The organism is Acidobacteriota bacterium (genome assembly GCA_016703965.1).
Lineage (GTDB): Bacteria > Acidobacteriota > Blastocatellia > Pyrinomonadales > Pyrinomonadaceae > OLB17.
Genome location: JADJBB010000025.1, coordinates 64,766 through 87,899, shown reverse-complemented (window position 1 = coordinate 87,899; position 23,134 = coordinate 64,766). Strand labels below are relative to the sequence as shown.

The 23,134-nt window shown below is 51.0% G+C and carries 22 protein-coding genes; 14 read left to right on the top strand and 8 right to left on the bottom strand.

Translation table 11 applies throughout. The features are described from left to right. Positions 1-50 precede the first annotated feature (50 nt). Complete coding sequence (locus tag IPG22_17770) at positions 51-539, top strand: Spy/CpxP family protein refolding chaperone (protein ID MBK6590136.1); 489 nt, start codon at positions 51-53, stop codon at positions 537-539. Between the two features lie 76 nt (positions 540-615). On the opposite strand, the gene IPG22_17765 is transcribed toward IPG22_17770, so the two are convergent. After that, entirely contained in the window at positions 616-2,265 is a 1,650-nt protein-coding gene (locus tag IPG22_17765) for a hypothetical protein (protein ID MBK6590135.1), read from the bottom strand. Positions 2,266-2,298: 33 nt separating this feature from the next. Further along, complete coding sequence (locus IPG22_17760; protein MBK6590134.1) at positions 2,299-2,817, bottom strand: type II secretion system protein; 519 nt, start codon at positions 2,815-2,817, stop codon at positions 2,299-2,301. 233 nt (positions 2,818-3,050) lie between these two features. On the opposite strand from IPG22_17760, the gene speA reads away from it, so the two are divergent. From speA to IPG22_17740, 4 genes are all read left to right on the top strand, one after another. Further along, positions 3,051-4,979, top strand: a complete 1,929-nt coding sequence (speA, locus tag IPG22_17755) for a biosynthetic arginine decarboxylase (GenBank protein ID MBK6590133.1) — start codon at positions 3,051-3,053, stop codon at positions 4,977-4,979. Between the two features lie 90 nt (positions 4,980-5,069). Next, entirely contained in the window at positions 5,070-6,131 is a 1,062-nt protein-coding gene (locus tag IPG22_17750; GenBank protein ID MBK6590132.1) for a deoxyhypusine synthase family protein, read from the top strand. A 589-nt stretch (positions 6,132-6,720) separates the two neighbouring features. Continuing rightward, complete coding sequence (locus tag IPG22_17745; GenBank protein ID MBK6590131.1) at positions 6,721-8,202, top strand: Do family serine endopeptidase; 1,482 nt, start codon at positions 6,721-6,723, stop codon at positions 8,200-8,202. A 124-nt stretch (positions 8,203-8,326) separates the two neighbouring features. Further along, on the top strand, positions 8,327-8,815 hold the full coding sequence (locus IPG22_17740; protein MBK6590130.1) for a hypothetical protein: 489 nt from the start codon (positions 8,327-8,329) through the stop codon (positions 8,813-8,815). 705 nt (positions 8,816-9,520) lie between these two features. Here the strand turns inward: IPG22_17740 and IPG22_17735 are convergent. Together IPG22_17735 and IPG22_17730 are read right to left on the bottom strand one after the other, a co-directional pair. Continuing rightward, the gene (locus tag IPG22_17735) at positions 9,521-11,128 is read right to left on the bottom strand and encodes a sigma 54-interacting transcriptional regulator (protein MBK6590129.1); all 1,608 of its coding nucleotides are present in this window, start codon (positions 11,126-11,128) and stop codon (positions 9,521-9,523) included. A 21-nt stretch (positions 11,129-11,149) separates the two neighbouring features. Next, positions 11,150-11,686, bottom strand: coding sequence for an NAD(P)H-dependent oxidoreductase (locus tag IPG22_17730; protein ID MBK6590128.1), 537 nt, complete (start codon positions 11,684-11,686; stop codon positions 11,150-11,152). Between the two features lie 303 nt (positions 11,687-11,989). Between IPG22_17730 and IPG22_17725 the strand changes: the two genes are divergently transcribed. The 9 genes from IPG22_17725 to IPG22_17685 all read left to right on the top strand — a co-directional run bounded on the left by IPG22_17725 (position 11,990) and on the right by IPG22_17685 (position 19,407). Continuing rightward, positions 11,990-12,931: an alpha/beta hydrolase gene (locus IPG22_17725; protein ID MBK6590127.1), complete on the top strand. Its 942-nt coding sequence runs from the start codon at positions 11,990-11,992 to the stop codon at positions 12,929-12,931. Positions 12,932-13,010: 79 nt separating this feature from the next. Then, complete coding sequence (locus IPG22_17720; protein MBK6590126.1) at positions 13,011-13,568, top strand: carboxymuconolactone decarboxylase family protein; 558 nt, start codon at positions 13,011-13,013, stop codon at positions 13,566-13,568. A 91-nt stretch (positions 13,569-13,659) separates the two neighbouring features. Beyond that, a complete protein-coding gene (locus tag IPG22_17715) occupies positions 13,660-14,049 on the top strand; it encodes a hypothetical protein (GenBank protein MBK6590125.1) in 390 nt (129 codons plus the stop codon). A gap of 28 nt (positions 14,050-14,077) precedes the next feature. Then, positions 14,078-14,701, top strand: coding sequence for a pyridoxamine 5'-phosphate oxidase family protein (locus tag IPG22_17710; protein ID MBK6590124.1), 624 nt, complete (start codon positions 14,078-14,080; stop codon positions 14,699-14,701). Continuing rightward, positions 14,698-15,156 carry a nuclear transport factor 2 family protein gene (locus tag IPG22_17705; GenBank protein ID MBK6590123.1) on the top strand — a complete coding sequence of 153 codons (459 nt, stop codon included), beginning with the start codon at positions 14,698-14,700 and terminating at the stop codon, positions 15,154-15,156. Before IPG22_17710 ends, IPG22_17705 begins: the two co-directional genes overlap by 4 nt. A 173-nt stretch (positions 15,157-15,329) precedes the next feature. Beyond that, positions 15,330-15,752, top strand: coding sequence for a zinc ribbon domain-containing protein (locus IPG22_17700; protein ID MBK6590122.1), 423 nt, complete (start codon positions 15,330-15,332; stop codon positions 15,750-15,752). Between the two features lie 25 nt (positions 15,753-15,777). Beyond that, positions 15,778-16,389, top strand: coding sequence for a mechanosensitive ion channel family protein (locus tag IPG22_17695; GenBank protein MBK6590121.1), 612 nt, complete (start codon positions 15,778-15,780; stop codon positions 16,387-16,389). A gap of 6 nt (positions 16,390-16,395) precedes the next feature. Beyond that, positions 16,396-17,607: a Na+/H+ antiporter NhaA gene (gene nhaA, locus IPG22_17690; protein MBK6590120.1), complete on the top strand. Its 1,212-nt coding sequence runs from the start codon at positions 16,396-16,398 to the stop codon at positions 17,605-17,607. 21 nt (positions 17,608-17,628) lie between these two features. After that, positions 17,629-19,407, top strand: coding sequence for an SLC13 family permease (locus IPG22_17685; GenBank protein ID MBK6590119.1), 1,779 nt, complete (start codon positions 17,629-17,631; stop codon positions 19,405-19,407). Between the two features lie 130 nt (positions 19,408-19,537). Here the strand turns inward: IPG22_17685 and IPG22_17680 are convergent, their stop codons facing one another. The 4 genes from IPG22_17680 to IPG22_17665 form a co-directional block, all read right to left on the bottom strand. Further along, positions 19,538-21,148, bottom strand: a complete 1,611-nt coding sequence (locus IPG22_17680; protein MBK6590118.1) for a Na+/H+ antiporter — start codon at positions 21,146-21,148, stop codon at positions 19,538-19,540. Between the two features lie 92 nt (positions 21,149-21,240). Then, positions 21,241-21,843: a DUF3862 domain-containing protein gene (locus tag IPG22_17675; GenBank protein MBK6590117.1), complete on the bottom strand. Its 603-nt coding sequence runs from the start codon at positions 21,841-21,843 to the stop codon at positions 21,241-21,243. 9 nt (positions 21,844-21,852) lie between these two features. Then, entirely contained in the window at positions 21,853-22,080 is a 228-nt protein-coding gene (locus tag IPG22_17670; protein MBK6590116.1) for a hypothetical protein, read from the bottom strand. After that, a complete protein-coding gene (locus tag IPG22_17665) occupies positions 22,071-23,033 on the bottom strand; it encodes a hypothetical protein (GenBank protein MBK6590115.1) in 963 nt (320 codons plus the stop codon). Before IPG22_17665 ends, IPG22_17670 begins: the two co-directional genes overlap by 10 nt. Positions 23,034-23,134 lie beyond the last annotated feature (101 nt).

The following is a 23,134-nucleotide window of genomic DNA, read 5'->3' as shown; positions in this document are numbered from 1 at the left end:
ATGACGGCAGATAATCCTGCTGTCGAGGAATGATACTTAAGGAGTTAGCAATGAAGAAAATAATATTTGGAATCGCAGCAGCAGTAATACTTATAACGGGTTCGATCTTTGTTATCGCACAGCGATCGAGCGGAAAAGGCGGCCATGGATTCGGAAACGGCCCGGGCGGCCATCGCGGCGGCATAGAGATGGCTCTTCGCGGCCTCGATCTGACCGATGAGCAGAAAGTAAAGGTCAAGGAAATAACGGACGCAGCCAAAACCACCGTAGATCCGCTGATGGAACAGACTCGTGCAAACCACGACAAGATCCGCAGCCTCGGTACGGACGGGAAATTTGACCAAGCTCAGGTCGAGGCCTTGGCGGCCGAACAGGGTAACCTGACAGCCAAAATGATCGTCGAAAGGGAAAGGGTTAAGGCACAGATCTTTGCCCTTCTGACCGACGACCAAAAGGCGAAAGCCGCAGCAATGCACACGAAGTTCGAGGAAAAATTCAAAAACCGTAAGGCTGAGAAGCCGGCTGGTTCAGAGTTCTAACTTTGCTTCTACTTAAAAGAACGGCCGCCCGGGATATTAGCTTCCGGACGGCCGTTCTTGTTTTTTGTGTGATCGCTCAGTGCGAAATGATGTCGAACCGCGTCGCTGATGCAAAGCCCGCTGGTTTTCCGTCCTTGTTGATCAAGTTGACCTGCGAATATCCTTTATCCTTGCCGTCCTGATAGAGCTTTTGGAGTATTTCCTGCTTCTTTTCTTTCGAAAGATTCTCCCAGGTTGGCAGCAGCAGCCCATAGAGAGTCTCGTTGCTTACCCGGGCTGACTCGATGTAGTCCCGGTAGAGTGCATCCTCGATACCGACTACACGAACCTCGGCCGTTACCCCCTTTTCTGCGACAAAGAAGTTCGCATAAATGTAAATACCGATCGAAAGGGCTATGAGTATTGCAGAACTGACAGCTATAAAGCGGTTCATTGAACGAACCTGATCAACTAGCTTTTGAAGGAACGGAGGTAGTTCTCGTGCCGGAGCGGACTCGATAGTAATTGCCGCCTCGTGGCGGGATTCCCGTGCTTCTGTTTGACCTTCCTCGTGCGGTACATCTTCGATCTGCACCGACTTATTGAGTGGAGACCTTAACAGCTCAACGAGTTCGAGTGTCCGGCCGACACCTTCGGAAACGGTATCGTCGTGCAAGTCGCCATATTTGGTGTGAATGCTCTCGGCATCCATCCTTTGACGCTCACGGTCGATCAGCTTTACATAGGCATTTCCGATCCGGACGTTTGCGTCGATCGCGGCGGCAAGAACATTCGGTGCATAGAACATCTCGCCGATACTGTCTTTAAATGTTCTGACCCGGCCAAAGAACTCCTTCTCGATCAATTGGTCAAAACTTCCGGCGTTCTCAGCCTCGATCGCGAGATCCTCAAAACTCAGGGCGGTTAGCATAGCCTTCGATCCATCATCGTCATCGCCATAATAAGCAATGCTGGACCAGTCACGATAAAGAGTCTGAATGTGGGCAAGCGTCTCATCGCGAGTGAAAAATGCGGTACGCATTTCGTTTGCAACTGGACGTGAGAAAAGGCGCGTAATGACAAAATCGAATTTTGATCGGACCGTGTCAGAGTACGGTAGGTTTCGATAGAATCTCGCCAGTGCCACCAAAGCCTGTGAGGAAAGCGGTGGTCGCGAGTTCTCGCAATACTGGCGAAGATTAGAAACCAGAACGTCACGGTCACGTTCCGAAAGTGCCGTACACCAGGCCTCAGTCTCCGACATCAATTTGAATTCAGCTTCTTTGTGCTCCGTTGAATTCTCGTCCTCGGTTACCTGCAGAAAATTATTCAGCGCCTTTTTCGTTGCAAAATCATCGAAGACCCGCGGCTTGATCTTCATGTATTCGCGCTCTACGCCGGTGAGCACATGCTCGACCATTTGCAGGTTCGATACCTCGGACATCGCACGTTTGCGATAGAATTCCTGTCCGTTCCTCGGCTTTTTGTGAACCTGAGACTCCGGCTGCTTCACTTCGGGCACGACGGTGTCGTGCAGATGTGAGTCATAGCCGTCTAGCTCGACCTGAACTACATTCAGGTCGACGTCTCCGGGCAACATAGAAGGAGACTCGAATTCGACATTCGGCACTTCTGTTTCGTCAAGATATCCTAAATTTTGCTCAGCAAACCGCTGTTCTTCAATAACGGTTCGCTCGAGTAGATTCTCCTGCTTCAGTTCGACGATCAGATCTTCAAAAACACTCATTTTTTGTACCTATCGGGGCGGGATAGTAACAGCTTAATCACAATCGCCGCTGCATAGCGGCTGTACTTGACGGACGCGTCCGGCTTCCGTTACTTCGTAGATGTAGAGGCCTTCGCCGGGGACATTTCGGGTCGCGTTGATAATATATCCGGCTCGAAGTTCAGCGTCGGTCGGAGTCGGAGGAACCATCGAGATCGTGAACTGGCCACGGGTAATATCACTGCCTGATACAGTACCGACAGCTCCGTTCATCAAATTATTGATCTCAGTTAGACGGGCATAGCGATTGTTCGTGGTCACGAAACTCAGCTGGCTCGTCGCTACCGCTTTAAGAGTTGTTCGAGTGTTTCGATTTTCGGTAGCATGGACCGCCTTACGGAGATACGGGATCGCTATGGTCGCAATTATCCCGATCACAACGCAAACTACTAATAACTCGATCAGCGAGAATCCATTTTCACGCTTTTTCCTCATTTTCAACACCTCGTTTTCGTCGACGCTTACCGCGAAAGTGACATTTTTTGGCACCTGTTTCTTGACAAGATACGGCATATATCTCGTTTCATTTAGGCCAAAGTGACTCAAATACATACTCTTTCACGCAGTAGTTGGCGTTAAAGCCGCTTCCTGAGCCCTACTCATTGCAAAGGTTATGCCAAGGCGTTAAGTGGACGGGGCGAAAGACATTTTGAAATATTGTGCTTGTTTTTTTCAGGATTTTGACTAAGCTATTAAGTTTTGTTGCATAATGTTCTATTCGGCATATTTGCGGGAGATCGGTATAGGTGAGCACTGTAATTGAACAAAGTATTGAGACGTACGGAATCGACAACTGGGGAGCTGACTATTTTGGAGTTAACCGAAAAGGGAATCTGATCGTTCGAGCTCCTGAGAATGAGAACTTCACTGCCGACGTCAAGGAAATAATTGACGATCTAAGAAAACGCGGGGTCAACACTCCGGTCCTTCTTCGTTTCCCGCAGCTTCTTTTTGGCCAGATCCGAAAACTTCAAACAGCCTTTCGAAAATCGATCAAGGAATTTGAATACGAAGGCGGACATCTTTGCGTGTTCCCGATGAAGGTCAACTCTAATCGAGCCGTGATCGAAGAATATCTTCGTGAAGGCACACGGTATAGTTTTGGCCTCGAAGCCGGATCTAAAGCTGAACTTTATGCAGCACTCGGGCTCGAGCAGGCGAAAGACAGCTTGCTCGTCCTCAACGGATTCAAGGATCGAGAATTCATCGAGTTAGCGTTTGCGGGTGCTTCAGCCGGCAAGAACGTTGTCATTGTTATCGAGAAGCTTAGCGAACTCGATCACACAATGGACCTTGCTCAAAAGATCCAGGCCGAAAATCCCGATGCTCAGATCCCGACGATCGGCGTCCGCGTTAAGCTCTATTCGAAAGGTTCAGGAAAATGGGAAAAATCCGGAGGCGAGGCCGCGAAATTTGGCCTTACGACGACCGAAATTCTGGAAGTGATACACCGCTTGCAGGAAGCCGGACGCATAGACATGCTCCGCCTGCTTCATTTCCATATCGGGTCGCAGCTAACCGATATCAAACGCATCAAGAATGCGATGAAGGAAGCCGCTCGGACCTATGCCAAGATCAGTAAAATGGGCATCCCCATCCAATATCTCGATGTCGGTGGCGGTATGGCGGTCGATTACGATGGCTCGCGAACTTCGTTTGAATCTTCGGCAAATTACAACGCGCGCGAGTTCGCAAATGATGTAATTTACGTCATCAAAACCGTCTGCGACGACGAGAATGTGCCGCATCCTACCATTATTCAGGAATCGGGCCGCTACCTCTCCGCATATCATGCGATCCTCGTTACAAACATCCAGGATGAGATCGAAACGGTCGTTGACAGCAAGATCCCGTTGACTCTAAATGCCGACGATCCGCCGACCGTGAAGGAGCTTCACGATCTGCGGGAAACGATCAACGCTAAGAATTACCGGGAGTATTACCACGACGCTATTGAGAACCGGGATGAGCTTTTTACGATGTTCAATCTCGGCCTCATTTCTCTTGAGGCGAAGGGCAAAGGAGAGGTCCTTTTTTGGGATATTTGCGAAGCGGCGGACAAATTTGCCCAGCTTAAGAAGTACGTTGCAGAAGAATTCGACGAGCTTCGGCAACTGATGTGTGCGAAATATCTTGCGAATTTCTCAGTTTTTCGCTCGATGCCGGATAATTGGGCTCTTGAACAACTATTTCCGATCATCCCGATACATAAACTCAACAAAAAGCCCACAGAATATGCTACGCTTTGTGATATAACCTGTGATTCCGATGGGATTGTGGATAAGTTCGTGGATCTTCACGACGTCAAACCCGTGTTGGAATTGCATAAGCTCGTCAAAAATGAGCCATATTATTTAGCAATGATGCTGGTCGGAGCTTACCAGGAAGTTATGGGCAACAACCATAACCTTTTCGGAATGCCGCACGAAGCCCACGTTTTTATTGGTGAAGACGGTTACATAATTAAAAAAGTTATCTACGGAGCGACCCTCGGCGATGCTGTTGGCTCGGTCAGGTTCGATCCGGGACAGCTGCATGACACGTTCAGAAAGTCCGTACTGCAGCGGATCAAGGAAGGTAAGCTTTCCAATACGGAAGGCAGCAAGGTAATAGAGTTTTACGAGGATCAGGTCGAAAGTTATACATATCTGACCCCGAATGGCAGTAAGCAATAGGCAGAGCGCGGTGAGCGGAATGATATGCAACCCGCCAACAGCCTTCCACCAACTGCCGCAGAATATAGACATTAATAAAGAAACAAACTTATGGTAGCTCAAAAGAAAACAAAGGCTTCGAAATTTTTGACGGTTCCGACACGTCCGGTGCCGATCGACAGAGACCGCTCGGTGGCGGGCCTTTTGGAAAAGATGGAAGGAGCCGGTTTCGGAGCAAAGCAACTTGCAGAAGCACATCGCATCTGGCTCGATATGCTCGATGACAACTCGACTATTTACCTCTGCGGTTCAGGTAACCTGATCACCTCGGGAATGCGTCGTTTGCTGGCTTACGTGATCAAAAACCGCTTTGTCGACGTCATTGTGATGTCGGGAACGGTGCTGTATCACGACATTCACGAGATACTCGGACGCAATCACTATCAGGCACACCCGAGCATGAGCGACGAAGAGCTCGATGGCTCTGACGTTCTCCGCCTCGGCGATGTAATGGCCAACCGCGAAGAGTATCAGGAAGCCGACGAATGGATCGGCAGCGTTATCAACCAGCTCGAACTCAGCCGTCCGTATTCGATTCGCGAATTCCTGCACCTGCTTGGCCGCGAACTCTCAGAGATCGCTCACGAAGACGGTATTCTGACCTCAGCATTCAAGGCTCGCATTCCGGTTTTCTGCCCGGATCTTCCGGGATCGGAGCTCGCCATCGGCATCGCCAGAGCGAAATTTGAGAAGAAGGTTCAGATCATGTTCGACACGACCCAGGATACGATGGAAATGAGCACTATCGCTCAGCGCACGCGTCATTCGGGTATCATCTCGCTCGGCAGTGCGAGCAGCCAGAACATCGTGAATATCGCCGAAATGTCGTCGTACATCACCCGCACGACACCCCGCGGGCACAAATACGCGATCTCGATCACCACGGACAGTGCTCCGCTCGACATTCGCACGCCCTCGTACGGCGGCAATCACACCTCGGTCTTTGGAAAGTTGATCCGTGGTGCAACCACCGCCTACGTCCCATGCGACCCGTCGATCGCCTTGCCGATGATCATCACGGCACTGTCGCAGACCGCCGCGAAGTTCATGAAAGGCCGCAAACGCCCGACATTTAGCTTCTCTGGCAGAGAGATGAATATCGACGTTCCTTAGATCGAAGATCCTGTTTGATAGAGAGAGGCTGTGTTCAAACGCGGCCTCTTTTCTTGTGTTTATAACAGCCAAAACGAGGGCATAAACACTTAAATAAAGCTCCCCCGATTTTGTCACTTTCCTATTCGCGACAAATTTCGTCTGAAAAGTGTGAATCGTTTCACACTTTTTAAAAAACGCCCTGTTTATCGAACGAATGTGAGCGGAAAGGGCAGATTGGTCGAAATAGATCGACGTAGTTTCGCCCGGAAACGGCCTGATTGGTAGAGGTATTTGGCTGATAGGTCGAATGGTTTTTGCGGCTTCTATCTTTGACCAACTGAAGAGCAATCATTCCTCCTGCTAACGCGGCACCGGACTGGAGCGCAATCGTCCCGCTTGCCAACACGGCAGCTTCTGCCGTGTGAGAAGCCTGGCATTCTCCAACTTGAACTTTACCCGGATCTTTTGAGCACTTGGAAAGCGGGAGCATGCTCTCCAGTCATTTTTTCGAACAACATGCACGTTTACATCGTAAAAGAGATATGTTTTAAGCTGACAGAGTTATAATTCATATTTTAGTATTGGGATATTGAGGTATTCATTCGAAATGAGCATTAAAAATTTGGTACTGATCTCGGTTTTTGCGTCCGCTGCGGTTGTTTCGGGATGCAAGACCGGGCTTCTTGGCGGCACGGAAACGCCGCCGGTCAATCAACCTGCAGCAGCTCCGGCAGCTCCGCTCGTCGTTGATGGCAACCGTACGTCGTACGCCGACGTTGTGGAACGAACTTCGCCGGCGGTCGTCCGGATCGAGGCCGAACATAAAGCGACAAAAGCCTCGGTCCAGCCAGGCCCCACGGATGATTTCTTCAAGCAGTTTCAGCTCCCGCAGCAGAATCGGCGTCCTCAGGTCGAACGCGGCGTGGGTTCCGGCGTTCTCGTTTCAGCCGACGGCTCGATCCTGACAAATCACCACGTTGTCGATGGAGCAGACAAGATCACCGTTCTGATGAGCGACAACAAATCGTACGAAGCCAAGGTCGTCGGCACCGATCAGCCGAGCGATCTCGCGGTACTTAAGATCGAGGGCCAAGGCCTTCCCTTTTTGAATCTTGGAAATTCTGATAGCGTTCGCGTTGGCGATATCGTGCTCGCGATCGGCAATCCGCTCGGCATCGGACAGACGGTCACGGCCGGAATTATTTCGGCAAAAGGCCGCCGTACCGGGCTGAGCGACGGCAATAGCTTTGAAGATTTTCTACAAACAGACGCACCGATCAATCGCGGGAATTCCGGCGGAGCTCTCGTCAACCTGGCGGGGGAATTGATCGGCATCAACTCGCAGATCCTCTCCGGCGGAGCCGGCGGCGGCAACATCGGTATCGCGTTCTCGATCCCGTCGAACATGGCCAAATCGGTCATGGAGCAGCTCATCAAAGACGGCAGGGTCCGCCGCGGACAGCTCGGCATCAACATCCAGAATGTCACCGACGAATTGGCAAAATCGCTCGACCTCGAAGCGCGCAGCGGCGTGATCGTCAGCAACGTACGCACCGGCTCGGCAGCTGAAAAGGCGGGCATCAAGCGGAACGATCTGATCATCGCGATCAACGGCGAAAAGATCGAGGATAGCAATGTTCTCCGCAACAAGGTCGCGAGTTCCCTGCCCGGCTCTGAGATCAAGATCACAGTGCAGCGTGACGGCAAGCAGGTGGATCTGACAGCCACCCTCGACGAAGCAAAGCTTGACGGTGAAAAATTGCCGGGACCTGGCGGAAACGAAGATGGTCCGGGCCCGCAAAACCAGGGCGGCAAACTCGGCCTCAGCCTCGAGCCTGTTTCGCCGGCGGTTGCAAAACAGCTCGGCCTCGACGGAACTGAAGGTGTTGTCGTGACCGATGTCGATCAGGACGGCCCTGCCGCCGAATCCGGTATCGCCCGTGGTGACGTGATCCTCGAGATCAATCGCAAGCCTGTCAGCTCGGTCGCCGATGTTCGAGCAGCTCTCGACGGAGCCGGCAACCGGTCGGTCGTGCTGTTAGTTAACCGCCGCGGCCAGACGAGCTATCTAACCGTCCAGCCGGAGTAGAAGGATTTGAACCACATAGGAAACATAGTTTTGAAACAAACCTATGGTTCTATGCTCCTATGTGGTTAAAGTTTTACCGCGTCGGCGTTTTGCCTTCAAGCATTTCCGTGTTAAAACTTGCGGTATGCTGAGCAAAATTTATCTAGCAATTTTGGGCCTGTCGCTTGTCGCGATGGGCTTTTTTGTCTTTTATTCGTGGAGCTGGCTCCAAAGCATCGGCCTTCCCGCCGCGGCTGCCGCCGGCTACGAATACCACGCCGGCCTCGCATGGCCGCTGCTCTGGGTGACGACGATCGTCCTGCTTTTATTGGGTAATGCGATCCTCTGGGCGACTAACCGATCGTGGGCGATGTGGGTGACGTTCGTGTACTTTGCCGCGATGGTCGTGCTCCGGTTTTTCTGGCTTGAACAAGCTTATTTTGCGTTCAGGAAAACAAACAATCTCTTCGACGGCAGCTTCGCCCTGGGCCCATTCGTCGCCGTGATCATGATCGCTGTGGTGGCCGCCGTCGTCTTCTTCAACCAGTTCATCATCGTGCGGCTGCGACAGAAAATGTACCCGCCCGTCCAAGACATCGTCGCCGAAACGGCCGAGTCAGAACCGCCTGCATAAATTCATCTAAAAGCCCGTGTTGTCTTCGCGGAGAACAAAAGTCGTTATCTCCGCATTCTGTTGCGAAAAGAAAAAGGGCTTTCGAAGATCACTTCGAAAGCCCTTTTCCACAATGGTCGGGACGGCGAGATTTGAACTCACGACCTCTCGCACCCCAAGCGATTTAGGTAGATTTGTATAATTTGTCAAAACCGCTCAAAACTTCTTAGAATCAACAACTTAACGGCTATGTCCATTCAACACTAATAAGCCGTGATCAGCAACGCTGCAACCAACCTGCAACCAACTTTGAATGCTAATTCAGGAACTTCCTTACCGTGCCACAGACGCCTCGACTCGTACGAAGCATACCTTACACCGTCGATTCCTATCAACTATCTACCGCAAATTTTTTAGTCTTGTCTACGACTGAAAAGGAGGCGGTACAAATGTCTCTAACCTAGAATTACCATCGACATACCCTATTTCGCTGTTGACACGATAGTCATACCGGCGATCATAATAGCTACCCCTGCGGTTCTCATATCGGTCAGATCACCCCGCCGCTTTTCTCGAGCATTACGTGATGGACGGTGTTAACGGCGAGCCAGCTAGCATGGTTCATAAACAAGCTCCCCACAGAGCCTTGAAGCGGTGAGACGGATGGTCTCACTGCTTTTTTTCATAGGACCTGGACTCTTGATCTTCGCTTTAGCCGGGATTTAGCTAAGGCCGCACCGAGATCTTCATCGCTTTGATCCTCGATATAAGTGTCGTTGGTTTGATTCGAAGTAATTCGGCGGCTCCGTCCATGCCGTATATTTTGTAGTTAGTTTCTCGAAGAGCATTGATCAGATTTTCCCGCTCCAATTCCTTCAATTCCTCATAGTTTTTTATCCGATTTTTGGTCATATTGGGGTTTGCCTCCGGCCCCATATCAATGTCGATGAGCCGATCGATTATCTGCGGAAGAGAAAAATTCAACCGGTTGCTTTGAGCCATGATAACTGCTCGTTCGATAATATTTTGCAGTTCACGCACATTCCCCGGAAACGAATAGCCTTGTAGGATCCTGATGTCTTGAGCCGATAGCTTTAAGGACGTCTTTTGGCACTTGACCGCCAATGTACCTAGAAAATGTCTTGCCAGAGGTGCGATATCCTCGGGCCGTTCGCGAAGAGGCGGTAAATGAATTGGAAAAACGCTGATACGATAAAAAAGATCCTGGCGAAAACTTCCCTTTTCCACCTCCGCCCATAGGTCGCGGTTTGTCGCTGCGATCACGCGAACATTGACCGTGCGCGTACGGTCGTCACCAACGCGTTCAAACTGCCTTTCCTGAAGTACTCGCAGCAGCTTTCCCTGCAGTGCGAGCGGAAGTTCACCCATTTCGTCGAGAAAGATCGTCCCACCGTCAGCCAGCTGAAAACGCCCGACGCGATCCTTAAAAGCCCCGGTAAAGGCTCCTTTTACATGGCCAAAGAATTCGCTCTCAAAAAGCTCGGGCGAGATCGCAGCACAGTTAACGCGAACAAGCGGCTTGTCCCGCCGCGGGCCTGCTTCGTGCAAAGCTCGGGCGACCATTTCCTTGCCGGTTCCGCTTTCGCCGGTTAGTAAAACTGTCGCGTCCGACGAACCTACCAGATCTATCTGCTGCACGATCTTTGTCCAAACTGGGCTCTCGCCTATGAGAAACTTGTGCGGAGTCGCTTCGCTGATCTCCTCGCGAAGGTATTCATTCTCTTCCTTAAGTTGGCTGCGGAGCTTGTCTATCTCCTCGAAAGCACGCGCATTTGCGATGGCGATCGAGGCCTGTTCAGCAAATACCCGTAGCCATTCAAAGCTTTCCGGGTTAATGTTTTTCCGGGAAAAGACCGCTATAACACCCAAAATATCATCTTGAAATTTAAGCGGGTGTGCGGCAAGGCCATTTATCTTTTCAGCGTGTATCCAATCTCGGTCAGCTATCCATGAACTTTCCGTCGTTAGCAGATCATGAAGGTGGATCGCTTCACCGCTCTGCGCGACATGGCCGACCTTTCTTACACCGATCGGGAAGCGACCAAATCGTCCGTCGATATTCGACCAAGCTTTCTCACCATTCAGATTTCTGCCTTCACTGGCGGTGAGATGCAAGCATTGCTCTTGGCTAGGACAAACGGAACGAACGACGCAAGTGTCGCAAATGTCGCCCTTATCGATCAGCCAAATTCGCGCCAAAGCAACTTCTTCTTGCTTTATCATTTGCGAAGCGATCGCCTGCAGAGTTTCCTTTACCGGGCTGTTTCGGACGATCAACTCATTGATCGAATCAAATGCTATCTCTGAACTCATCGGCGATCTTCCTCGAACTTCTTATGCGTTATCCAAACTATTTTGTACCACTTTGTCGAAGGCGAACAGCAGCGTCTCGACATCGAGCAACGTTTTAACGTCGGTAATTTTGCACTCATTACTAACTTTCAATTTTGCGTGCGATATCAACAATTGTGTCTCATCAGTAATTTTTGCGTCTATAACTTTCAGCGTTCCCAACAGCGACGCATGCCCTTTCTCACCCGACGACGAGGCGGTGATCAATGCCGTCGGCTTGTGGTAAAAGTCGGCGGACGAAACCGTCCAGTCGATCGCATTCTTAAGCGTCCCGGGAACGCCCATCGCGTATTCCGGTGTGCATATGAGTATGCCATTGGCTTCGCGGAGCTGTCGGCGGAGATCGGCTACTTGTTCACCCGCATTTTCATTGTCATCGTCCGGATTAAATTGTGGCAGTCCCAACAGACCCCGATAGATGGTGACGTTAAACCGGTCAGATGCAAGGTCGGCGGCCGCGTTGATCAGGTTTAGATTGGTCGAGAACTCCCGCGTGCTGCCGGAAATAGCCAATATCATTTTTTTACTGCTCAAATTCTACCTCCGACCCGAATGAAGCGATATTTCGTTGTAATTGCAACGAATTTTCATTGTATCACGAAATTCCGTTTCAGAGTGTATTCAGGATAATGTCCGTAAACTACTGAAACGAAAGATGTTAGCCTTTTAAATACGAGTGGCACGTTTAATGCAATTATCTTTCCCGACAGACAAATTCAAATTCCGCTCAAATGAGCAACAATGAGGAACACAATGAAAAACAAAACGATCAACAACACATTTCGAAAGTATCTCTTACTAGGATCGATCATGATCGCCGCAATGTCAGCTGGTCTTAGCGTTCAGGGGCAGGCCCCAAATTCAGACAGCAAGTTGGTAAGTGCCGACACGACGGCCGTAAAATACGGTTTCATCAAGGTCGACGGCCTGAACATCGCTTATCGCGAAGCAGGCGATCCGGCAAACCCGAAGGTCGTGCTGCTGCACGGTTTTCCCGCAGCGTCTCACCAATACCGCGATCTGATGCGGTCACTATCGGGTAAGTTTCACGTCATCGCTCCGGACTATCCGGGATTCGGCCTCAGCGATATTCCTGATCCGGCAAAGTATGACTATACGTTCGAGGGAATTTCACAGATCGTCGAGCATTTTCTAAAGCTCAAGGGATTTGATCACTACGGGCTCTATGCGCAGGATTACGGCGGCCCGGTCGGTTTCAGGATCGTTGGTCGCAATCCGAAGGCCCTCGACTGGCTGATCGTTCAGAACACAAACGCCTACGAAATTGGCTTCACAGCGGTCTGGGACGGACTTCGCGGTGCCTTGTGGAAGAACCGTTCGCCGGAAACGGAAAAGCCGCTCGAAGGATTTTTGACCAAAGACGCGATCAAGGGCATCTACCTTTTCGGAGCGAAGGACCCCGAATTGATCAGCCCTGACAACTGGGAATCGGATTTCGGTTTTATGGAAAGGCCCAATGCCGTCCGAGTAAACCTAGACCTTTTCTACGATTATCGTAAAAATGTTGAGTTGTATCCGGTTTGGCAGAAATTTCTCCGCGACAATCATCCAAAGACGATCATTTTCTGGGGACAGACGGACATCTTCTTTACGCCTGCCGGTGGTGAAGCGTTTTTGAAGGATCTTCCGAAAGCCGAAATGCACCGCCTCGATGCCGGACATTTCGCAGTCGAAGATCATCTCGATTATATCTCTGAGAATATGCAGCGATTTTATGACGAGAAGGTCAAGAATCGTAAGTAAAGTTTGAGGAGAATATAACCGACTTGGAAAAGTAACGAAACAGTTTTTTGGAGAATTTAGAAATTAGGAGAATAAAAAAATGCAGAGAATTACAGCAATCAATCACGAATCAGCAGAAGGCAAAGCAAAAGAATTGCTCGATGTAGTAAAAGAAAAGATCGGTTTCGCACCGAATCTGATGAAAACCCTGGCAAGTTCGCCGGCGGTCCTTGAGGCTTATTTGAACTTCAGTGGTTCTTTAGGCACGACGCTTACCGCAAAGCTTCGCGAGCAGATCGCGTTGACGACAGCCGAGATCAATGGCTGCCACTATTGTGCATCTGCACATTCGGCGATCGGCAAGATGGTTGGGCTTGATGAACACTCGATCGAAGACGCCCGTAGGGCATCGTCACATGACAAAAAGGCCGATGCAGCTCTGAAATTTGCAAGTGCGTTGATCGTCAGTCGCGGCAAAGTGTCACCGGCAGACTTTCAGGCTGTGACCGCCGCCGGCTTTACCGAGATGGAGATCACCGAGATCGTCGCCAATGTCGCGTTGAATATTTTCACCAATTACTTCAACGAGGTAGCTGGAACGGTTGTCGATTTCCCGACGATAGAATTCCCGCTCGCAAGCCGTGCGGCGAGTGCGTAAACGTTATTCAATAGGTGCGTGGCTGGTGCATGCACCTTTCTTGAAAAATCAAGCTGAAATACACTAGCGTGCAAATACGGTCAACAAAATAATGAATACGAAACCAATAATGGCAGTTAGCTCAGTTCTGATGGCGGTCAGCGGATCAGTGCTTGTTTTCTTTCCGGGCTATCTCTTGAAATACTCGGACGCGGATCCAAACGGCGTGTTCTCGCTGATCTTGCAGCTCCTCGGTGGACTTTATTTTGCGTTTGCGATGCTTAATTGGACAGCAAAGGCAAATTTGATCGGAGGTATTTACAGCCGGCCGGTAGCGATCGCAAATTTCACCCATTTTATGATCGGTGGTCTTGCTTTGTCGAAAGGAGCGTTCATTGTAAAAGACGCACTACCCGTGGGTGCGGTCGCCATTGTTTACGTGGTTCTTGCGTTAATATTTGGAAAGATCACGTTTTGGCCTCCGCAGAAGACCAAAGCGTGACAATTTGCCTTTTTGGAGATGTATAACCATGTCACACAAATTTTTTGATCTGACATTCACGCCGAGCGTAAAGGCGGCACAGGAACATTACGGAACGCGTAAGAACTACGCTAGGTTTGAAGGCGGCGATCCGGATTTTCATGGGCTTTCGGATGCCGAGAATGATTTTATCGAGGCCCGCGACGGTTTTTACATGGCGACCGTCAGCGAGGATGGTCAGCCATATGTCCAGTTTCGCGGCGGGCCGGCGGGATTTTTGAAAGTCTTGGATGATCGGACCCTTGGATACGCGGATTTTCGCGGCAACTTGCAGTACATCAGCGTCGGAAATCTAGCGGCGAACGACAAAGCCGCACTTTTCCTGATGGATTATCCGAACCAGGCGAGACTCAAAATACTAGCCCGCGTCGAAGTCAAAGATGCCGTGGATGCACCCTGGCTGATCGAGCAACTGACAGTGCCCGATTACAAAGCAAAGATCGAGCGGGCGATGATCCTGCACGTTGAGGCATTCGACTGGAACTGCCCGCAGCACATCACGCCACGTTTCACGATGGACGAGATTCGCTCGATCACATTGCCGCTTCGCGAACACGTCGAAAAACTGGAAAAAGAGGTCGCACAACTGCGAGCAAAGGAGAAAGCAAAATGAATAACGAATATCCACCAAAACCGGGCGATATCGTTCCGCCTTTCACGATGGAAAAGGCATTGGCAAAGGTTCAGGCGGCAGAGAATGCATGGAATTCCCGCGATCCTGAACGAGTTTGCCTTGCATATTCGGTCGACACCGAGTGGCGAAACCGCGCCGAATTCATCAACGGCCGCGAGGCGGTCAAGCAGTTCCTGAAAGGCAAATGGGAACGCGAACTCGACTACGTTCTCAAAAAAGAGCTTTGGGGATTTCGCGAAAACCGCATGGCTGTCAGATTCGAATACGAATGGCACGACACCACGGGCCAATGGTTCCGCAGTTACGGTAATGAATTGTGGCAGTTCAACGAAGACGGCTTAATGTCGCATCGTTATGCCAGTATCAATGACCTGCCAATCGAAGACGCGGGCCGTTATTTAAATAAAAAGACGACCGAAGCCGTCCCTTTATAGTATCTGCCGTTCATCTTGTTTTCGGCCGCACACCCGAAATATTAAGGCGGATCTTGCGGACTTCTGACTGCTGCCTTGTTCTTACGGCTCATTCACATCTGCCGCCACTCATCGAACATAGGGTTGCGGTTTGACGTATAGTCTAGTGCAATATTGTTTTACAAAGGCAAAATATGAACTGTCCAGATTGCGGATCACAAATACTAAACGACCAGCAGTTTTGCCGCTCCTGCGGAGCTCAGGTTGCCGCCGCCGAGCCGCGTCCTTTCAACCCGAGGCTTGGCGGGTTGGCGATGGCGTTTGGCGGAATAATGATCGCTTTGGTAGGTAGCTTTGTCGAACTTCGCGCGGTCATTTTTCTTGGGGTGATCATTTCGATAGCCGGAATGTTCTTTATCGCTGCATACCCGATGCTGCGGTCGTCCTTCAATAAGCGGAGCGGTGCCCCCAAACAACCGGATTCACTGCCGCACGCACCTACGACCAAAAAGCTTGCGCCGATAGGCGACTTTGAGTATGTCCCGGCCAGTGTTACTGAAGGAACGACAAACTTGCTAAAAGAACCTGCCGCGAAACGCTCCGACTCGGACAATTAGCTGCACGATGTGAGGCGGCAGAAGAATGGGGTCTTGCCTGCTTTTTGCGTTCAAGGATGTGCTTCAAAACTTTTTCGCCGGAATACTCATTCTTTGGCGCAAACCGTTTGTCGTCGGCGATCAGATTAAATTTCGTGAATTCGACGGAACCGTCGAGGAGATCAACGTCCGCTCGACCCGGATAAAAACGTATGACGGCGAACGTGCCGTCATACCGAACGGCGACATTTATACCAACGCCGTCCTGATTCGAACCGCTTTCGACCGCCGACGCGCGAGTCTGATCGTAGGTATTGGTTATCAGGATTCGATTGAAAAAGCACGTTTTGCGATAATGGCTGTGCTTGAAAAAACGGAAGGCGTTTTGAAGGAGCCGGAGCCCTCAGTTAACGTCGTCGCACTTGCTCCTTCGTCGTTCGATCTGAAAGTATTGTTCTGGACGAAGTCTCAGAAAGCGGATGTTCGCCTCACGAGCGACCGCGTAGCAACCGGTATTAAGCTCGCGTTGGACGAAGCCGGAATAGATATGCCGTATCCGCATTCGGTGGTTTTGTTTCACGACACGACGGGCACTCGCGACGGAGATATCGAAAGGTCGAAATATCTGAGTGCCGCCACTCCGCGAAAACCAGATTAAGCTCTGATGGGAATTGTACAAAGAAAATTATCAAGATCGTTCAAGGCATTTTTCGACTCCGAGAAATCTAGCGGGATATTGTTGATCGTATGCACGGCCGTGTCGCTCATTTTCGCCAATTCGATCTTGGGCAAGAATTATTTGAGTATATGGAGCAACTACATCGGCCCCTTAAGCGTCGAGCACTGGATCAACGATGGGTTGATGGCGATTTTCTTCTTGCTCATAGGTTTGGAACTGAAACGCGAGCTTTATAACGGCGAGCTTTCGAATTTTAAGAACGCGCTTTTGCCTATTTTCGCCGCCCTTGGCGGACTTGCCTTTCCCGCTCTGATTCACTTCTTCCTTAACGCGGGAACACCGACACAGGCCGGGATCGGTATTCCGATGGCGACGGATATCGCATTCGCTCTCGGTGCCCTCGCGATTTTGGGCAACCGTGTTCCGGCGTCGCTGAAGGTTTTCGTTGTCGCGTTCGCAGTACTCGACGATCTGTGCGCGATCGTTATCATCGCGGTTTTTTACACCGCTGAGCTTTCCGCTCTATATCTTGTTGGAGCGCTCCTGGTTTTGGCCACGCTCGCGGCGGCGGCGCGTTTCTTAGGGATAAAGTCACTGGTTGTCTATTTGCTTGTCGGGGCGTTGGCGTGGTATCTGATGTTAAAATCAGGCGTTCACGCCACGATTGCCGGAGTTCTCCTCGCATTCGCAATTCCCTCGTCTGAATTGGAAGATGACGAGGAATCACCCTCATATCAACTTGAACACCTCTTGCACATGCCGGTCGCGTTTGTGATTCTGCCGATATTTGCGCTATGTAATACAGGCATTGTCATCGGCGCCGACTGGGCGCAAAACCTTACAACGCCAAACAGTTTTGGCATCATCGGCGGACTAGTACTCGGCAAACCACTTGGCATCACGCTCTTGAGTTTCATCGCTGTTTCGATCGGCATTTGCAAACTGCCGCTCGATTTGAACTGGAGGCACGTCTTGGGCGCCGGGCTACTCGGCGGCATCGGTTTTACAATGTCGATCTTTATTACAAACCTCGCGTTTACCGATAATGCACTAGTGATAAATAACTCTAAAATGGCGATTCTGCTCGCATCATTTACAGCAGGAACCGCCGGCTTTATCTGGCTTAAGCTCTTTGGACAGCCAGAAGAATCCGACGAAGATATAGACGCGATGGATTTTCACGTCACCGAAACATAAATGGCTTCGTAACGATCGTTTATGAATTTTGAGATGATTTTCGTCTTTGCCGTCCTGCTTCTAGCGGTCTATCTGTTCGTTACTGAGAAATTGCCGGTCGATCTTGTTGCTCTCGTAGTGATGGCTTTGCTTCTTGTCAGCGGTGTCGTAACGCCCGTCGAGGGACTTGCGGGTTTTAGCAACATGGCAACGATCACAATCGCCGCGATGTTTATCCTGAGCGCGGGGCTCTTTAGGACGGGAGCGGTTACATTCATCGGCGTCTTTATCAACCGCATTTTCAAGAATTCATTTTGGATCGCGATCCTTTTGGTGATGATCATTGTCGGCGTGCTTTCCGCGTTTATTAACAACACGCCGGTTATCGCGATCTTTCTTCCGATCCTTCTTGGGGCTGCGCGTGAGACTGGAATAAGTGCGTCGAAGATCCTGATGCCCGTCTCATTTGCGTCGATGTTCGGAGGCGTGTGTACATTGATCGGAACCTCGACAAATATTCTGGTCAGCTCTATCGCCGAAAAGAACAACCTGCCCGCATTTACGATGTTTGAGTTTGCTCCGCTCGGTTTGATAATGTTCGCGGTCGGTACGGCTTACCTGCTGTTAGTCGGCATTCGTTTAATACCCGAGCGTCGCGGCCAAGGCGATTTGACCGAATCTTTCGCACTCAGCGAATACCTTACCGAGATTGTTCTTTTGCCACACGCCGCGTCAGTCGGATCGAAAATTCGAAACTCGGCCCTCGTGCATGATCTCGACATTAACATCATCGAGATCCGCCGCGGAGATGAGCGGATACAGCAGCCGACGGGCGACGTTGTCCTGCTCGCCGATGATATTTTGATCGTCCGCTGTAACCTCGATGAGATACGCGCTCTTCAGGAACGCTCGGGCATCAGGTTCAAACCGCAGACCAAATGGGGCGACGAGAGCATTACCTCCGAGGATTTCCGACTGGTCGAGGCGGTCATAGATCCAAATGGGCCGCTCGTCGGCAGCACTCTTCAGAGATCAAATTTCCGTGAAAACTATGGAGGGACCGTTCTCGCGATCCGTCATAACGGCAAACTCCTCCGGGAAAAACTTTCCGACAAGGTACTAACGGCCGGAGACATGCTCCTCGTCGAAATCCACATTGACCGTCTCAACGCTTTCAAACGAAGCAACGATCTCATCGTCACCTCCGAGCAACAGACGGTCGAATTCCGGCGAAACAAGGTGGTCATCGCGGTTGCGGTCGTCGCGGGAGTGATCCTCGCCGCAAGCCTTAATTTCGCACCGATCGTCGTCACCGCGACCGTCGGTGCGATCATTCTGATTTTGACCAGATGTATCACGCTCGACGAGGCGTACCATGCGATCGAATGGAAGATCATCTTCCTACTCGCCGGCGTTCTGTCTCTCGGCGTCGCCCTCGAAAACACGGGCGCCGCCCGACTGATCTCGACGCAGCTCATCGGCACCGTAGGCACGCTCGGCCTCATCGCTCTCGTCTCGGCGTTCTACATCCTGACCTCGCTACTCACCGAGATGATGTCAAACACCGCCACCGCCGCCCTGCTCGCCCCCATCGCCATCGCCACCGCCGCCACCCTCGGCGTCAACCCGCAGCCCTTCCTGGTCGCCGTCACCTTCGCCGCCTCCGCCAGCTTCATGACCCCCGTCGGCTACCAAACAAACACCATGATCTACGGTCCCGGCCAATACAAATTCATCGATTTCCTCAAGGTCGGCACCCCGCTAAACATCATCTTCTGGCTCCTCGCGACATTTCTAATTCCGGTTTTTTGGAAGTTTTGAGTTCCTGTAAAAGCGTTTGTTCATAGTCAATTGCGATGACATCGCGAATGAAAATACTCCTATTGCTTACGGCGTGTAGGCTTGCCTCAGGCCTTTCTTTTGCTCGATCTGCAATTGCAGCCAAGCTGGTTCACACCGTTTGCTCGAAACCGTCGCTTGCTAAAACCAGTTCCGTTCCGTGATTGATCTTTTCGAGGGCGTGATCGACTTCGGTGACGAGTTCTTCATAGACCGCGTCGGAGATGAGGCCGCTGCTGAGCATTGTGGTCAGGGCAGAGCGTTGGGCGTTGAGGCCTTCGCGGCGGGCGTCTTCGCGTTCTTCGAGCTGGAGTTCGGGGTGTTTCTTTAACAGTTCGTTTTGCGCGGCGAGAGCGTCGTCGACCTGCCGTTGCAGTTCGGGTTCGGACTGCTGCCAAATCGCTAGCGAGAACAAATTGGCGTGATACATTTCTTCGATTCGATGAAGTGCAGCCTGCGCGGCGATGAGGCGTCCGTGGCGGCGTTCGTATTCGAGCTCGAGCGCGGGCGCCACTCCTAGTCCTAAACGCTTCATCAAAAACTGCATCGTAGTTCCCTGTGCCAGCAGCGTGAACAAAACCACGCCGAACGTCATCGTTCGTAAAAGATCTCGTTCCGCGAGAGCAAGCGGTAGGCTCAATGCCAGTGCCAGAGAGATCGCTCCGCGCAATCCGCCCCAGAAAAGGACGTGTCGGTAGGCGAACGGAACTTTATTTGTCGAACGCAGGTTCGTCAAAGCCGTTATTCCGTAAACGACCAGCGCCCGGCTCAATAAAACCGCTCCCAGAGCTACGCCGATCGGGACAATATTGGCACCGATCTCGCGCAGATTCACCTCCAGGCCGATCAGCAGAAATACAAGCGAATTTGCGACAAACGCAAGGAACTCCCAAAAATTGAACAGAACGATCCGCGTCGTCGGCGACATCCCTTTCAAGCCGATGTTGCCGGTGATAATTCCCGCCGCTACTACCGCTAGGACCCCTGAAACATGAAACCGCTCGGCGACCAGATACGCCCCGAAGGCAAGGACGGTCGTGAGCATCGTTTCGATCAAATAGTCGTCCACGCGAGCGATCACCTGTGCGATAACCCATCCCAAGCCGACACCGACCAGCAAGCCGCCGGCCGAGACTCGAAAGAAATCAACCGTTGCTGTCAATAAATCAAATGGTTGGGACGCTTCGCCCGTTTCGCTGACGGCCACGCCCAAAGCCAACACAACCAGCAATTTGAAAACAACGATCGCTGTTCCGTCGTTAAACAAACTCTCGCTCTCGACGAGAGTCGTCAGACGCTTCGGAGCTCCCAATGCTTTGAACAGCGATACCACCGCCACCGGATCGGTCGCGGCGATCAATGCCCCGAAAACCAGAGCGCTCGACAACGAAATGCCTACGCCCCATGAAACAATACCGCCGACCACAAACGTCGTGACCAGAACACCGGGAATCGCCAGCCCGACGATCGGCAGCCAGTTTGCACGGAGAGATTTGAACTCAAGATGAAATGCGGCTTCAAAGACAAGCGGCGGAATAAAGATCGACAAGATCAGCTCCGGCGTGAGATCGATCCCGATCGGCTGCTGAAAAGTGATCAGCAATCCGACGACCACAAGGGCCACCGTATACGGGATCCGCAGCCGCCGCACGGCCAGAGCGACGAGCGAAACGATCAGCAGCAGCTCAATAATCAACGTCTCAGTTGCTAAGAACTGTTCCATACGATTGTCTAAGGTTCGGCTTACATTATTGCACGATATTCTCGTCGGGCCCATCACACGGCCCAACGGTTGGCCCATTAGTACGAAGCCCCCTACTTCAGATTTGACTGTGACTTTGACTGGATTTTGTCATCTTTGAAAATGACATAAATTCGTGCGTTTTTGTCGCCTTCCCATTTGTAAGTCGTCGTCTTGTAGTTGCTCGAAGTTGAACTGCTGGTTTGTGAGCCTTCCGAACCGATTATTTTTGCGGCTTCGGCATAGCTCAAACCAGTATTTAGCTGTTCGTATTTTGCCATTGTGAGATCGGATGTTGCTGCTTGGGTTGTCGTTGATCTTACATTTAACTGATTCTTTGTGGTCAGAACATCATTTTTGAAGGTTGCGGTTATTCGGGCATTGTTCGCACCTTCCCATTTATACGAAACATATTTGTTTCCTGCCGACGAAGAACTGCTAGCTTCTGTTCCTGCGGAGCCAAGAATTTTGACGACCTCGTCATATTTCATTCCAACGGTTAGCTGGTTAAATTTCTCAAGCGTCAAGTCCGATGCACTCGGCGGAGCAGCATCGGTTTTAGCCGGTTCGGTCTTGGCAGGTGCCGGTGCGGCATTGTTTGATGTTTCTTTCTTGCTGAATGATGAGCAGCCGAGAATGGCCGCCAATAGTACTACAAATCCGATAGTGTTTTTCATTGTAATCTCCTATTTCTCGATCTTCGTTATTTCCTGATTCAGTTCTTTCCAGACATCTGGCGGTATTCCCGCAGAAGTAGCGGATGTTCTGAATTCTTCGATGGTCCACTCATGGCCAGAATCGGTAAATGGGGCCCGCCAGTTTGCTGACCACAGGGTCACGCCGTCTCTGCGCAGCGTGACTCCGTCGCAACCCTCTTCGGTCTCATTCCAACGCCATTCGCGGATCACTGGCATTTTGCGTAGATACCTGCACCGCCAAAGCTTTCGATCTTGGACGGGCCAAATTTTCCACCGCCGATGTATTCCTGTTTGACGATCCACTCGCGAATCTGGCAAAGCCCGTTCTGCCCGGGACGTTTGGCGAGGAAAAGGCCGCGCTTGTACTGACTGGTCGGAATGCCAAGCGAGTTTTTGAACACTCTCCAGTTACTATAATTACTGCCGATCTTTAGGATTTCCGTGCCCCTATGTTGAGGGTGGGCGAGCAGTCTTGTCTTAAAGAAAGACTCCATCGCGGGTTCTGAGTTGGGTGGCTGTACCCATACGTTGGTTTTGCTGTCACGGTCAATGCGGGCTCGGACCTTCGCAAGGTCCGGCTCGATCGCATCAAACATCTTCATCGACGGCTGGCCTAAACCTTCGGAAGAATATGCTTTCTGCACCTCAGCGAATTTCTCCGTTTTCCAAGTAGGGGCGTAAAGCATTCGCTGTATGTCGTCGTAAACATAACCCTTTTGATCATTTACGGCTTTTTCGATGTCGTATCGCCATATCTTGACGAACGACTCGGCCCGCTGATCATTTGCCGACCCGCGTGCCTGCCTTTCATACTCAACGCGATTCGCAGCGATAGCACACCATAACTTAGGCTTACCGTTTATGAAGTTCGGCGGAAAGTTCGGGTCATTTGTAACGTTCGAGTATTTCGTTTTGCAAAGATTGTCGAGCCTGGCGAGGCGAGCCATTAGATCCGTCCATTCGGCAGCGCTGCCCGGATTGTTGATGTTCACATTTCCCGTCAGATTGGGATCATAAAAATTCATGAACACCGCCACGTACCCGACCACATCGTGGCCGACCTCATTATAAAAAGCTTCGCGGATCGCTCCGCTGCTCTGAGCACTCGATATCGATGGCATAATGCCGAGTAGCATCAGCACGCAGATCGTGCGTATGTAATTTTTCATCTTTCTTTCTCCTGATGTTTTCCGAATGTATGTTTGTCGTTTACAGGCGATAGTTTTATCGTATTAGGTATCCCTAAATCCTTTGGAACGCGTTAGGAAGT

Coding starts and splice junctions, on each gene's coding strand:
- IPG22_17740 (MBK6590130.1), top strand. CDS start 8,327: ATGCTGAGCAAAATTTATCTAGCAATTTTGGGCCTGTCGCTTGTCGCG.
- IPG22_17735 (MBK6590129.1), bottom strand. CDS start 11,128: ATGAGTTCAGAGATAGCATTTGATTCGATCAATGAGTTGATCGTCCGA.
- IPG22_17665 (MBK6590115.1), bottom strand. CDS start 23,033: ATGAAAAATTACATACGCACGATCTGCGTGCTGATGCTACTCGGCATT.
- IPG22_17695 (MBK6590121.1), top strand. CDS start 15,778: ATGGGGTCTTGCCTGCTTTTTGCGTTCAAGGATGTGCTTCAAAACTTT.
- IPG22_17705 (MBK6590123.1), top strand. CDS start 14,698: ATGAATAACGAATATCCACCAAAACCGGGCGATATCGTTCCGCCTTTC.
- IPG22_17745 (MBK6590131.1), top strand. CDS start 6,721: ATGAGCATTAAAAATTTGGTACTGATCTCGGTTTTTGCGTCCGCTGCG.
- IPG22_17700 (MBK6590122.1), top strand. CDS start 15,330: ATGAACTGTCCAGATTGCGGATCACAAATACTAAACGACCAGCAGTTT.
- IPG22_17715 (MBK6590125.1), top strand. CDS start 13,660: ATGAATACGAAACCAATAATGGCAGTTAGCTCAGTTCTGATGGCGGTC.
- IPG22_17750 (MBK6590132.1), top strand. CDS start 5,070: ATGGTAGCTCAAAAGAAAACAAAGGCTTCGAAATTTTTGACGGTTCCG.
- IPG22_17685 (MBK6590119.1), top strand. CDS start 17,629: ATGAATTTTGAGATGATTTTCGTCTTTGCCGTCCTGCTTCTAGCGGTC.
- IPG22_17725 (MBK6590127.1), top strand. CDS start 11,990: ATGTCAGCTGGTCTTAGCGTTCAGGGGCAGGCCCCAAATTCAGACAGC.
- IPG22_17720 (MBK6590126.1), top strand. CDS start 13,011: ATGCAGAGAATTACAGCAATCAATCACGAATCAGCAGAAGGCAAAGCA.
- IPG22_17760 (MBK6590134.1), bottom strand. CDS start 2,817: ATGCCGTATCTTGTCAAGAAACAGGTGCCAAAAAATGTCACTTTCGCG.
- IPG22_17765 (MBK6590135.1), bottom strand. CDS start 2,265: ATGAGTGTTTTTGAAGATCTGATCGTCGAACTGAAGCAGGAGAATCTA.
- nhaA (MBK6590120.1), top strand. CDS start 16,396: ATGGGAATTGTACAAAGAAAATTATCAAGATCGTTCAAGGCATTTTTC.
- IPG22_17730 (MBK6590128.1), bottom strand. CDS start 11,686: ATGATATTGGCTATTTCCGGCAGCACGCGGGAGTTCTCGACCAATCTA.
- IPG22_17770 (MBK6590136.1), top strand. CDS start 51: ATGAAGAAAATAATATTTGGAATCGCAGCAGCAGTAATACTTATAACG.
- IPG22_17670 (MBK6590116.1), bottom strand. CDS start 22,080: ATGCCAGTGATCCGCGAATGGCGTTGGAATGAGACCGAAGAGGGTTGC.
- IPG22_17710 (MBK6590124.1), top strand. CDS start 14,078: ATGTCACACAAATTTTTTGATCTGACATTCACGCCGAGCGTAAAGGCG.
- IPG22_17675 (MBK6590117.1), bottom strand. CDS start 21,843: ATGAAAAACACTATCGGATTTGTAGTACTATTGGCGGCCATTCTCGGC.
- IPG22_17680 (MBK6590118.1), bottom strand. CDS start 21,148: ATGGAACAGTTCTTAGCAACTGAGACGTTGATTATTGAGCTGCTGCTG.